At 66.7% G+C, this 12,202-nt stretch carries 10 protein-coding genes; 8 read left to right on the top strand and 2 right to left on the bottom strand.

Annotated features, from left to right (window positions below; all coding sequences use genetic code 11):
- Positions 1–93: 93 nt before the first annotated feature.
- Positions 94–1,329, top strand: a complete 1,236-nt coding sequence (locus tag AC1DEZ_RS06040; RefSeq protein WP_476779026.1) for an efflux RND transporter periplasmic adaptor subunit — start codon at positions 94–96, stop codon at positions 1,327–1,329.
- 3 nt (positions 1,330–1,332) lie between these two features.
- Complete coding sequence (locus AC1DEZ_RS06035; RefSeq protein WP_476779025.1) at positions 1,333–4,470, top strand: efflux RND transporter permease subunit; 3,138 nt, start codon at positions 1,333–1,335, stop codon at positions 4,468–4,470.
- A 121-nt stretch (positions 4,471–4,591) separates the two neighbouring features.
- On the opposite strand, the gene AC1DEZ_RS06030 is transcribed toward AC1DEZ_RS06035, so the two are convergent.
- Positions 4,592–5,230 carry an alpha/beta hydrolase family protein gene (locus AC1DEZ_RS06030; RefSeq protein WP_476779024.1) on the bottom strand — a complete coding sequence of 213 codons (639 nt, stop codon included), beginning with the start codon at positions 5,228–5,230 and terminating at the stop codon, positions 4,592–4,594.
- 164 nt (positions 5,231–5,394) lie between these two features.
- On the opposite strand from AC1DEZ_RS06030, the gene AC1DEZ_RS06025 reads away from it, so the two are divergent.
- From AC1DEZ_RS06025 to AC1DEZ_RS06000, 6 genes are all read left to right on the top strand, one after another.
- Complete coding sequence (locus AC1DEZ_RS06025) at positions 5,395–6,225, top strand: AraC family transcriptional regulator (protein ID WP_441512191.1); 831 nt, start codon at positions 5,395–5,397, stop codon at positions 6,223–6,225.
- 97 nt (positions 6,226–6,322) lie between these two features.
- The gene (locus AC1DEZ_RS06020; RefSeq protein WP_476779023.1) at positions 6,323–7,048 is read left to right on the top strand and encodes an alanyl-tRNA editing protein; all 726 of its coding nucleotides are present in this window, start codon (positions 6,323–6,325) and stop codon (positions 7,046–7,048) included.
- Positions 7,048–7,992: a DMT family transporter gene (locus tag AC1DEZ_RS06015; protein WP_476779022.1), complete on the top strand. Its 945-nt coding sequence runs from the start codon at positions 7,048–7,050 to the stop codon at positions 7,990–7,992. The genes AC1DEZ_RS06020 and AC1DEZ_RS06015 overlap by 1 nt, the downstream gene beginning before the upstream one ends.
- A complete protein-coding gene (locus tag AC1DEZ_RS06010; protein ID WP_476779021.1) occupies positions 7,989–9,053 on the top strand; it encodes a Glu/Leu/Phe/Val family dehydrogenase in 1,065 nt (354 codons plus the stop codon). The genes AC1DEZ_RS06015 and AC1DEZ_RS06010 overlap by 4 nt, the downstream gene beginning before the upstream one ends.
- 4 nt (positions 9,054–9,057) lie before the next feature.
- Entirely contained in the window at positions 9,058–10,173 is a 1,116-nt protein-coding gene (argE, locus tag AC1DEZ_RS06005) for an acetylornithine deacetylase (RefSeq protein ID WP_476779020.1), read from the top strand.
- 47 nt (positions 10,174–10,220) lie between these two features.
- Positions 10,221–11,561, top strand: a complete 1,341-nt coding sequence (locus AC1DEZ_RS06000) for an MFS transporter (protein ID WP_476779019.1) — start codon at positions 10,221–10,223, stop codon at positions 11,559–11,561.
- Positions 11,562–11,891: 330 nt separating this feature from the next.
- Here AC1DEZ_RS06000 and AC1DEZ_RS05995 read toward each other — a convergent pair whose 3' ends face one another.
- Positions 11,892–12,095 carry a cold-shock protein gene (locus AC1DEZ_RS05995; protein WP_441470030.1) on the bottom strand — a complete coding sequence of 68 codons (204 nt, stop codon included), beginning with the start codon at positions 12,093–12,095 and terminating at the stop codon, positions 11,892–11,894.
- Between the last annotated feature and the right edge of the window lie 107 nt (positions 12,096–12,202).

Below are 12,202 nucleotides of genomic sequence, written 5' to 3'. Positions count from 1 at the left end.
CGCCGGCCGCCGCCGCGTTGTTCCCGCGCAGTCGCGAGGGGCATCGCTGCGGCGCCACGGGGGTGACGCTTTCGTCTTTCGGCGGATGCGAGCATGGTCGAGAACTGGAAGAATGGGCGCAAGCGACCCCGCGGTGCGTGGTTGCTTGTCGCCCTGCTGGCGATTGCGATCCTTGGCTATCAGGGCTGGCGCGAATTGAGAGGCCACGCCTCGACCGGCGGCGCCGGGACGGGGACGGCCGCGGCGCAGCGAGTGCCCGTCACCTACGCCGATGTCGGCGAAGCGGACTATCCTGTCTATGTCCGCGGCATCGGCACGGTTTCGGCCTTCAAGACCGTGACGGTCAAGAGCCGGGTGGACGGCGCGATCACCAAGGTACTGTTCAGGCAAGGCCAGATCGTTCGCGAGGGCGATCCTCTGGTCGAAATCGATCGGCGCCCCTACCAGGCTGCTTTCGACCAGGCCGTCGCCAAGAAGGCCCAGGATCAGGCCAATCTGAAGAATAACCAGCTCATTCTCGAGCGTTACCAATCACTCGCCGCAAAGGACTTCCAGTCGCGCGAGAATCTCGACACGCAGCAGGCGCAAGTCGAACAGCTCAGGGCGCAAATCCAGGGCGACCAGGCTGCCATCGATAGCGCCAAGGTCAATCTGGACTATACGACGATCAGCTCGCCGATCACCGGCCGGGTCGGGTTTCGACTGATCGATCCCGGCAACATCGTCCATGCCGCCGATTCGACCGGAATCGTCACCATCGCCCAGTTGCAGCCGATCGCGGTCGAATTCACCGCGCCGCAGGACCGTCTCCAGGCGATCGCCAAGGCCTTCGACGGCGGACAGGTCCCGGTCGACGCGATCTCCTCGGATGGCAGGCGGACGCTGGCGCGCGGCCAGCTCGTCGCCATCAACAACACCGTCGATCTCGCCAGCGGCACGATCGGCCTGAAAGCCCGCTTCGACAACCAGGACAACGCACTCTGGCCGGGGCTTTCGGTCGACACGCGGATGCGGATCGATACGCTCAAGCGGGTAGTCCTCATTCCCATGAATGGGGTGATGCACGGCCCCGACGGCCTGTTCGCCTATGTCATCGGCGACGACGGCAAGGTGAGCGCCCGGCCGATCCAACTGGGTGCCAGCGACGATGAGCGTGCGGTGGTCGTGTCCGGGCTCGGCGTCGGGCAGAGGGTCGTGGTCGCCGGCCAGTCCCGCCTGCAGGAAGGCACCCTGGTCGATGCCAGGCCGATGCGTCCCGAGACTCAAGCGCCAACCGCCTCGAACGCGTCTGCAGAAATATCCCCGGCCTCAGCCAAGAAGGCGGACTGAGCTATGGCCAGCAGAATCTCCACGCCCTTCATCCGTTTCCCGGTCGCCACTTCGCTGCTGATGGCCGGCCTCTTGCTCGTCGGGGTCGTCGCCTATCCGCAACTGCCGGTCGCGCCATTGCCGGAGGTGGATTTCCCGACGATCCAGGTCTCGGCCAACCTGCCCGGCGCAGATCCCGCAACCATGGCCGCAACCGTCGCGCAACCGCTGGAATCCCAGTTCGCTCTGATCCCGGGCGTCGCGGAGATGACCTCGTCGAGCCAGGCCAACTCGACCCAGATCACTCTCCAGTTCGATCTCTCGCGCAATATCGACGGCGCCGGCGCGGATGTGCTCGCCGCCATCAATGCGGCCTCCGGCCAATTGCCCAAAAACCTGCCGAGTCCGCCGACTTATCGCAAGGTCAATCCGGCCGACTCGCCGATCCTGCTGCTCAGCGCCACATCCGATACCTTGCCGCTCACTCAGGTCTCCGACGAGGCTCTCACCAAGCTCGCCCAGGCGATCAGCCAGATCGGAGGCGTGGGCCAGGTCAATGTCGGCGGCCAGCGGACGCCTTCGATCCGCATCCAGGTCGAACCGGCGAAGCTGGTCGCGCGCGGGCTATCCCTGGAAGACATACGCACACCGCTCTCCGTCACCACGGTCAATAGCCCGAAAGGCACCATCAACGGCAGCGCCCGCGCCTACACGATCTACGCCAACGACCAGCTCACCGACGCCAAGAACTGGAACGACGTGATCATCGCCTATCGCGACGGCAACCCCGTGCGCGTGCGCGACATCGGCCAGGCGGTCAGCGCTCCGCTCGACGATACGCAAGCCGGCTGGGCCGACGGCAAGCCCGGCGTGTTCCTGGTGATCTTCAAGCAGCCGGGGGCCAATGTCATCGCCACCGTCGACAAGGTCATGGAAGCTCTGCCGCACCTGACTGCCGGCATCTCGCCCGGCATCAAGATCGGCGTGCTGTCCGACCGGACGCAGACGATCCGCGCGGCGGTCAAGGACGTCCAGTTTACGCTGCTGGTCACGATCGCCCTGGTTGTTCTGGTGATCTTCGTCTTCCTGCGCAGCCTCTGGGCCACCATCATCCCGTCTTTGACGGTGCCGCTCGCGCTGCTCGGCGCCTGCGCCCTGATGTGGTTCGCCGGCTACAGCCTCGACAACCTCTCGCTGATGGCGCTGACCATCGCTGTCGGCTTCGTGGTCGACGACGCCATCGTGATGCTGGAGAACATCACGCGCCATATCGAGGACGGCGAGGAGCCGATGGCCGCCGCCATCAAGGGCGCGAGCGAGATCGGCTTCACCATCCTGTCGATCTCGATCTCCCTGGTGGCCGTGCTGATCCCGCTGCTGCTGATGGGCGGTATCATCGGCCGGCTCTTCCGCGAATTCTCGGTCACGCTGGCGATGGCCATCATGGCTTCCGCGGTGATCTCGCTGACGCTGACGCCGATGATGGCGTCGCGCTTCATGAAGCCGCTCCGCGAAGTGCATCACGGCCGAATCTATCAGGCCAGCGACAGAATGTTCCGGGCGCTTGCCGGCGCTTACGAGCGCAGCCTCGACGTTGCGTTGCGCTTCCGATTTGCCACGCTGATGGTGTTCTTCGCGACGCTCGCGCTGACCGTCTACCTGTTCGTCATCATTCCGAAGGGCTTCTTTCCGCAGCAGGATACAGGTCTGATCACCGGTGTGATCGAGACCGCGCAGGACACCTCCATCGCGGCCATGGCCGGCCATATGGAGGAGGTCGGCGCCATCGTGCTCAAGGACCCCGCTGTCGACCATATGGCGATGCGCATGGGCGGATCCGGGGGCACCCTCAATGACGGCCTGATGTACATCACGCTGAAGCCGCGCGAGGCGCGTACCGACTCGGCCGACGAGGTGATCCGCCGGCTGCGCGCGCAGACCGGCGGGCTGGAAGGCGCAAGCCTCTACCTTCAGGCGGCGCAGGATGTGCGCGTCGGCGGCCGGCCCTCGCGCACGCAATTCCAGTTCACCCTCCAGGGGACCGACGTCGCCCAGCTCGACGAATGGGCTCCCAAGCTGCTCGCCAGGATGAAGGCGATGCCGGAGCTGCGCGACATAGCCTCCGACCAGCAGGCATCGGGCTCCACCCTGACCCTGACGATCGATCGCGACCAGGCCGCGCGCTATGGCCTGACGCCGGACGTCATCGACGCCACGCTCTACGACGCCTTCGGGCAACGCCAGATCGCCAGCTACGCGACGCAGCTCTCAACCTACTATGTGGTTCTCGAGGTGCTGCCCGCGCTGCAGCAGAAAATCGCGACGCTCGATCAGATCTATCTGCGCTCCGCGACCACGGGCGCCAACGTACCGCTCGCAGCCATCGCCACATGGAGCACGGTCCCGGCGCAGCCGCTGGCGATCAACCACCAGGGCCAGTTCCCGGCGGTGACCATCTCCTTCAACCTGGCGCCGGGCATCGCGCTCGGGCAGGCGACGGCTGCCATCAGCAGCCTGGAAAATGCGATGGATTTACCTGCCACGATCACCACGTCGTTCCAGGGCACGGCGCAGGCCTTCCAGGACTCGCTCTCCTCGGTGCCGCTGCTGATCGCTGCGGCGCTGGTCGTGGTCTATCTGATCCTCGGAATCCTCTACGAGAGCTACATTCACCCCCTTACCATCCTCTCGACCCTGCCTTCGGCCGGTGTCGGCGCTCTTGCGACCTTGCTGCTCTTCGGCTTCGATTTCAGCCTAATCGCGCTGATCGGCCTCATCCTGCTGATCGGCATCGTGAAGAAGAACGGCATCATGATGGTCGACTTCGCGATCGCCGCCGAGCGCGAGCAAGGCTTGTCCTCGCTGGAGGCTATCCGCCGCGCCTGCCTGCTCCGTTTCCGCCCGATCCTCATGACGACCATGGCTGCCCTTCTTGGTGGCGTGCCGCTGATGCTCGGCCACGGCACGGGCTCGGAGATCCGCCAGCCGCTCGGCTACGCCATGGTCGGCGGTCTCTTCGTCAGCCAGTTGCTGACCCTGTTCACGACGCCGGTGATCTATCTTTATCTGGACGCGTTCTCGAACTGGCTCGTCCCGGCGCATAGCGCGACAGCTGTCGGGATCGAAGAAGGGCATGGGGTGGTCCCCAACACCGATGGCTGACAGTGGCCGAGCTAAAGAGAGAGCTTCCCTGCCGAGGGCTCAGGGACGACGGCCCGGGTCAAAGGACGGGCCGCCGGGCATCTGGGCGAGAAGGTCCTGTTCAGGATCATGCCCGAAGGCCTCATCGTTCCAGCCAACGCCGAACCGACGCGGCCATCGCAGCCATGTGGTCGCTCGCCGAAAATCCGGAGGCCTTGCGTGGCTTCAGATCGTGATCGCCGTCTTCCAGCCAGACGATCTCAATGTTCGGCGACAGCTGATATCCGCTGACCTCGTCACGGCTGCCGAACGCGTCGCGCGCGCCCTGCACGATGAATGCCGGTGTCGCCAGGCTTGCGAGATGCTGCGTTCTCAGTTGCTCCGGCTTTCCAGGCGGATGGAAAGGATATCCGAGACACAATAGGCCGGTGATGGCACCCGCCGCATACAGCTCATCGGCCACCATGCTGGCGACACGACCACCCATCGATTTACCGCCGATAATCAGCGGCCCGGTCCGCCCCAGCGCCGCCAGTGCCGCGCGATATTCCGGTATCAGTTTCTCGGCGCGCGGCGGCGGCTTGCGCCCGGCTTCGCTGCGACGGCTGGCCATATAGCTGAACTCGAAGCGAACAACACGAAAGCCTTCAGCGGCCAGCGCGGCCGACGCCGCTTCCATCGATGGCGAATCCATCGGCGCGCCCGCGCCATGGGCCAACAGGATCGTGCACCTCCCTTGCTCGGGCCCTTCGGTGAGAAAGTTCACGATCGTCGACTCCATTCGAAGACTGCGGCAGGAAAGCCCTGGGCTTGAGTAAGAGCATATGCTTGATCCATGGAGCGCTCCGAATCCTCGCCACCTGAGACCGCCGCGGTTCTCCCCACGGTTGCGGTCCCGGCACGATCGTTTCACCATCCCGGCTTGCCCCACGACCGGATCGCATCTTGGCCCGTACCGACCTGCGCAATTCGTCCCGCTATTGGCGCGACCCTCGGGTTCCGGGCCTGAGCTGCCTCGTCGCCGACTTCACGAGCCATGATTACGCCCCCCACAGCCACGAGGCCTTCGTCGTCGCGATGACGGAGGTCGGCGGCGCCGAATTCAAGAGCCGCGGACGGAACGACGAAGCCAGGACTTCGACGCTGCTCGTATTCAACCCCGACGAGCCGCATTCCGGGCGCATGGGTTGGAGCGAACGCTGGCGTTATCGCGGGCTCTATCTGACCCCCTGCGCGATCGAGGCCCTCAATTCCGCGCTCGGTTTGGAAACGACGGCGTATTTCTGCCGAAATACCTTTCATGATGCCGATCTGATCGAGGCCTTCCTCGAGCTGCACCGCATCCTCGACGCCGGAAACGACCCTTTCGAGGAGCGCGAGCTGCTGGTGCGCAGCTTCGGAACCCTGATCCGGCGCCATGCCTCCGGCAAGGCGGATCTGATGCTGCCCCGGCGCGATGCCACCAAGGCTGCCCGTGTCCGCGAGATCATGCGCGAACGCCACGCAGAGGAACTCACGCTTGACGAGCTCGGCGCCGCGGTTGGGCTCACGGCGTTCCAATTGATCGCTCTGTTCAGACGCAGCACAGGCCTGACGCCGCACGCCTATCTCACGCAGTTGCGCCTGAAGGCCGCGATCGCCTGCCTCGGCCGCGGCACAAGCATCGCCGCAGCCGCCCTCGACGCCGGCTTCTACGATCAGAGCGCGCTGACGCGGCATTTCAAGCGCAGCTACGGCATCACCCCGCTGCAATGGGTGCGCGCGACCGCCGGCTGATCCGCTTTTTCAATTTCCGCCAATAGCCCCGCGGCCTGGCGCGCCAATCTCGTCCCCATGCGGATGCCCTCTCGGCATCGCGGAAAGGATGAGATGAATGTCCCGCTATTTCTGCCTCGACAATCCCGAGGTCATGACGCTCGCGACGCAGGTCGTCGAAGCCGGGCCGGGCTGGGTCGTTCTCGCGGAAAGCCCCTTCTATCCGGGTGGCGGCGGGCAATTGCCCGATCGCGGCTCATTGGAATGGGCTGGCGGCGAGATATCGGTCGCGGGCTTCGAGAATGAGGCGGGCCGGCTTCGGCATCTGCTGGCCGCGCCCGTCGAACTCCCAGCCGACCGGGTGGAGGCCCGGGTCGACCCGACCTTCCGCAGGCGCATGCGTGCGCTCCACACCGATCTGCACATCGTCAATGCCGTCGTCTTCCAGGGTTTCGACGGGGCGCTCGTCACCGGCGTCCAGATGAATGAGGACGGCACCGCGCGCATCGACTTCGACCTGCCGGATGCCGACAACGACCGCCTGCGCGCGATCGAGGAGCCGGTGAACGCGCTCATCGGGCAAGACCTCGCTGTCCGGCAGGACTATCTCCCGGAGCAGGCGGCCTTCGCGGAGCCGGGCCTGATCCGCTCGCGCTCGGTCGCTCCGCCGCCGACTGCGGACGGGCAGGTACGCATCGTCGAGATCGTCGGCCTCGACCGTCAGGCCTGCGGCGGCACCCATCTCGCCTCCACCGGAGGCTCGCCGCCGATCCGCATCCTGAAGATCGACAACAAGGGCCGGCACAACCGCCGCCTGCGGATCGGCCTCGCGAGCGTGCTGTGATGCCGCCGGTAACGCTCCTGCGGCGTCTCTGGAACCAGCCACTGCTGCTGCTTCCCCTGCCGCCCCTGTTGTGGGCCGGGAACCTCGTCCTCGGGCGGGCATTGGCCGGCTCGTTCCCGCCGGTCTCGCTCGCGGTCGGGCGCTGGCTGGTCGCGCTGGCCTGCCTTGCGCCCTTCGTGCTCGGTACGATCCGTGCGCAGCGCCAGGCGCTCTTTCGCGCCCGCTGGCTCATCCTCGCCTGCGGAGCCTTCGGCATCGCAGGCTATAATGCGCTCGGCTACGTCGCCCTGCAGAGCGCGCCGGCGGCCAGCGTCGCCTTCCTCAACTCGACGCTGCCCCTGATGGTGCCGCTCGCGGCCTTCCTGCTCGGGGTCGAGCGCGTCTCGGCGCGCACGCTCGCGGGCATCGCCATCTCCTTCCTGGGCGTGGCCTGGATCGTCGCGCGCGGCGAGCCGTCGACGCTGTCGCGTCTGGGCTTCGGCGGCGGCGAGCCCTTGGTGCTGGTCGCCGTCGCCAACTACGCCGTCTATTCGGTGCTGCTGCGCCGCCGCCCCGCCGATCTCGATCCGCTCGCCTTCCTGGCAGCGACGATGGTGGCGGGACTTTTCGTGCTGCTGCCGTTCTGGGTCTGGGAGCTGGCGCAGGGCGCCACGATCCCCACCGCGTCCGGCCCGCTCGCCGCCGTGCTCTACATCGGCATCTTCGCCTCGCTGCTGGCCTTCGTCATCTGGAACCGCTGCGTCGCGACGCTGGGGCCGAGCGTCACTGGCGCCTCCTTCCATCTCGTCGCCCTATTCACCGCGGTGCTCGCCTTCCTCCTGCTGGGCGAGCCGGTGCGCCCGTTCCATCTCGCTGGTGCGGCGCTGATCCTCTGCGGTTTCGGCCTCGCGGCCTTCAGCGGGCGCCCTTCCGTCTCCCGTTCCTCCGGAGCTCTCAAGCCATGACCGTGTTTTCGCATGAAGCCTTCGCCGATCACGAGCAGGTGGTGTTCGTCTGCGACGCAGCAACCGGGTTGAAGGCGCTGATCGCGATCCACGACACCTCGCTCGGCCCTGCGCTCGGCGGCTGCCGCATGTATCCCTATGCCGACGAGCAGGCGGCCTTGCGCGACGTGCTGAGGCTCTCGCACGGAATGACCTACAAGGCCGCGGCCGCGGGGCTCGATCTCGGCGGCGGCAAGGCGGTCATCATCGGCGATCCGCGCCGGCAGAAGACGCCCGAGCTCCTGCAGGCCATGGGCCGGGCGGTCGAGCGGCTCGGCGGGCGCTACATCACGGCCGAGGATGTCGGCACCTCGGTGGCCGATTTCGCCGAGGTTCGCAGGACGACCGGCCATGTCGTCGGCCTGCCCACCGAACTCGGCGGCAGCGGAGACCCGTCGCCGACCACCGCGCTTGGCGTCTTCCACGGCCTGAACACGGCCGCGCGGCACCGTTGGGGCGCGACGCGCCTGTCCGGCTGCGCGGTCGCCGTCCAGGGGTTGGGCAATGTCGGCTGGCATCTCTGCCAGTTACTGCATGAGGCAGGGGCGTCGCTCACGATCAGCGACCTCGATGAGAGCCGCGTTGCGAAGGCCGTCGCGGCATTCGCGGCCTGCGCCGTGGCCCCCGAGGCGATCTATGCGGCTGAGGTCGACATATTCGCCCCTTGCGCGATGGGCGCCGTGCTGGACGATACGAGCATCGCCCGGCTGCGCTGCGGCATTGTCGGTGGCGCTGCGAACAACCAGCTCGCCCGCGAGGACCATGGCGAGCAGTTGCGCGCCCGCGGCATCCTTTATGCACCCGATTTCGTGATCAATGCCGGTGGCATGATCCGCGTTGCCTCGGAGCGCACGGGCTACGACCAGGATTTCGTCGATCGCGGCGTCGAGGGTATCGGCCGCACGCTGCAGGCGATATTCGAGAGCGCGGAGGCTGCCGGCGTGCCCACCCAGACGGCCGCCCTGCGCCATGCGCGAGCCCGGCTCGCCCGCGCCCGTGGCGGGCATGCTTTGGCAGCCTGAGCCGATGAGCGCGACCGTCTCACTGCTGGAAGAGCTGGTCGGCTTCGACACCACGTCGAGCCGATCGAACCTGGCTCTCGTCGGCCGCGTCGCCGACCGCTTCGACGGCCTCGGCGCCCGCATCCGGCTCAGCCATGACGACGACCGCACCAAGGCGAACATCCTCGCCAGCTTCGGGCCGCAGGTGCCGGGCGGTATCGTGCTGTCCGGGCATACCGACGTCGTTCCGGTCGCCGACCAGGCTTGGTCATCCGATCCGTTTCGCCTGATCGAGCGCGACGGCAGGTTGTACGGCCGCGGAGCCACCGACATGAAAGGCTTCGTCGCAGCTTGCCTGTCGGCGGCCGGCGGTCTGGCGGCGTCCGGTCTTGCCCGGCCGGTCCATATCGCCTTGTCCTATGACGAGGAGGTCGGCTGCCTCGGGGTTCCGCGCCTCATCGACGATCTGTTGGCCCATGAGGAGAAGCCGGCGCTCGCGATCATCGGCGAGCCGACCGGCATGCGGATCGGCGACCGCCACCGCGGCTTCCTCGGCTTCCGCGTGCGTTTCGAAGGGCGAGCCGCGCACTCCAGCGACCCCGGCGCCGGCGCGAGCGCGATCTATCCCGCAGCCGACTTCATCCGCTTCCTGCGGACCATCGGGCATCGCACGGGCGTCGGCGTCGATGGGACGACGATCAATGTCGGCCGGATCGAGGGGGGCACGGCGATCAACATCGTGCCATCCGCCTGCGAGGTGGTCTGGGAATTCCGGCCGGTCACGGCGACCGACGCCGCCGAGGTCGAAGCCCTTGTCCGCGCCTATCTCATGCGTGCGGTGCCGGACGATGTCCGCCTGTCGATAGCGCGGGACATCCACGTGCCGCCGCTGTCGACGCAGAACGAAGGGGCCGCGCTTGCGGTCGCGACAGCACTGGGGGGAATCGCCCCGCCCTTCCCGATGCCTTTCGGCACGGAGGCCGGCTTCTTCCAGTCGGCCGGCATCCCGGCCGTCGTGTGCGGCCCAGGCTCGATCGAACAAGCACATCAGCCCGACGAATGGATAGCGCAGGCCGAACTCGATGCAGCCGACTCCTTTCTCGCCCGCCTTATCGACTGGGCTAGCCGACGAGAAGCCTGAAAGCCCGTGGCCTCGACGCCAGGGCCTGTTCCAACGAGGGGATCACCATGACAGAGCTTGCAGCCACCCATACCGTTTCCGAACGAGACGCAGCCGCCAGAACTGACACGTTTTCGAGCCTGCGAGCCGTGATCGCCGCGGTCGTCGGCAACACGCTGGAGTGGTACGACTTCGCAGTCTACGGCTTCTTCGCGCTCACGCTCGCCAAACTGTTCTTTCCTGCAGGCGACGCGACGGTTTCGCTGCTGCTGACCGTCGCCACCTTTGGCGTCGGCTTCGTGATGCGCCCGGTCGGCGCGCTCGTGCTGGGAACGCTCGCCGACCGGCGCGGCCGCAAGGCCGCGCTCTCGCTGACGATCCTGCTGATGGCACTGGGCACGGCCATGATCGGCTTCGCGCCGACCTATGCGACGGCCGGAGCCTGGGCACCGGCCATCATCGTGCTCGCGCGGCTGGTCCAGGGCTTCTCCGCCGGCGGCGAGATCGGCGGCGCGACCGCCTTCCTGGTCGAGCATGCACCTCCGGAACGCCGCGGCCTCTATGCGAGCTGGCAGCAGGCGAGCCAGGCCGGTGCCCTGCTGCTGGGCTCCTTGACCGGCGCGCTGCTCACCGGCCTCCTCCCGCAAGCGGAGCTTGAGGCCTGGGGCTGGCGCGTGCCGTTCCTGATGGGGCTGCTGATCGCGCCGGTCGGTCTCTATATCCGCTCCCGCGTCGACGAGACTGAGGCCTTCAAGGCGATCCTGCGCGAGCGCGCCGCGCGGCCCGAGGCCACCTTCTCACCGCTGCGCGACACGCTCGGGCAGCACCGCGTCGCGGTGATCACCGGGATTGGCATCACCATCGCCTGGACGGTCTGCACGTACTTCTTCCTGGTCACCATGCCGACCTATGCGGTGCGCCAGCTCGGCGTGCCGCAAAGCGCGAGCCTTCTCGCCAACAGCGTCGGCCTCGTCGTGATCGTCATGCTGGCCCCGGTGTTCGGCGCCTGGTCGGACAGGATCGGCAGGCGCCCGATCATGCTGGGATCCGCGCTGGGGCTGCTTCTGCTGAGTTGGCCGCTGCTACTTTGGCTGACGAGCCAGCCCGGAGCGCTCAACCTCATGCTCGCGCAGATCGTCTTTGCCCTCCTGATCGCAGGCTTCAGCGGCCCCGCGCCGGCTGCGATGGCGGAGCTCTACCCACCCGCCATGCGCTCGACCGGCCTGTCCATCGCCTACAATCTCGCGGTTACCGTCTTCGGCGGCTTCGCGCCCTTCATCACGACCTGGCTGATCGCCCGGACTGGCAGCGCTCTCGCACCGGCCTGGTACGTGATGCTGGCGGCAGCCATGAGCCTCACAGCCTTGATCGCAGGCCGCAACCTGCTGAAGGCGGCCTTCGGCCGGTGATCGGAACCGGCGCTGCCAGTCCCACGGCAGTTGACGGAGGCAGCAGCGCCGCAAGCCCGGTAGCCAATCGCAGCAAGATTGCCGGCGGGAGGCAGAGCATATGACAGCGTGTGACTCAGCCGAGATGGCTGCTCGCCAAGAGCGCAAAACCCGGGGAACGCCGCAGACTGGGCCCGGACCGGCCTTTTCGCGCGGCGCTCCTGAAGGATCGACAAGCCGCAATACCGGAAACACGGCGCGTCAACGTCGATCCGGTCCTTCGATGTCAGCAAACGCCCGCCGCGGCCTCGGCCGCGCGCGGCAGGCGGTTCTTCCTGCAGCAGGAAACGTTCAGAGCAATTTAAGATCGCCGGCTGCGGTCTTGCCGCGTTCGGTCTTCAGCTCGAAAGAAACCTTCTGCCCTTCCGTCAGCGTCATCATACCGGCTTCCTTCACGGCAGTAATATGGACGAACACGTCCTTGCCGCCTTCCTCCGGTTGAATGAAGCCATACCCCTTTTCAGTATTGAACCATTTTACGGTTCCGGTCGCCATCGCCACATCCCTCGAAGCCGCGCCCACCGCCCTCCGCGCCATGTCGCGGAAGCCGGCAACAGAAGGATTCACCGAAAACCGAAACTTGTCGAGATTAAACACGGTTC

Source organism: Allobosea sp. 10L422 (assembly GCF_056395345.1).
Note: the sequence above shows the minus strand (reverse complement) of the source record. Positions and strands in the feature narration are given on the sequence as shown.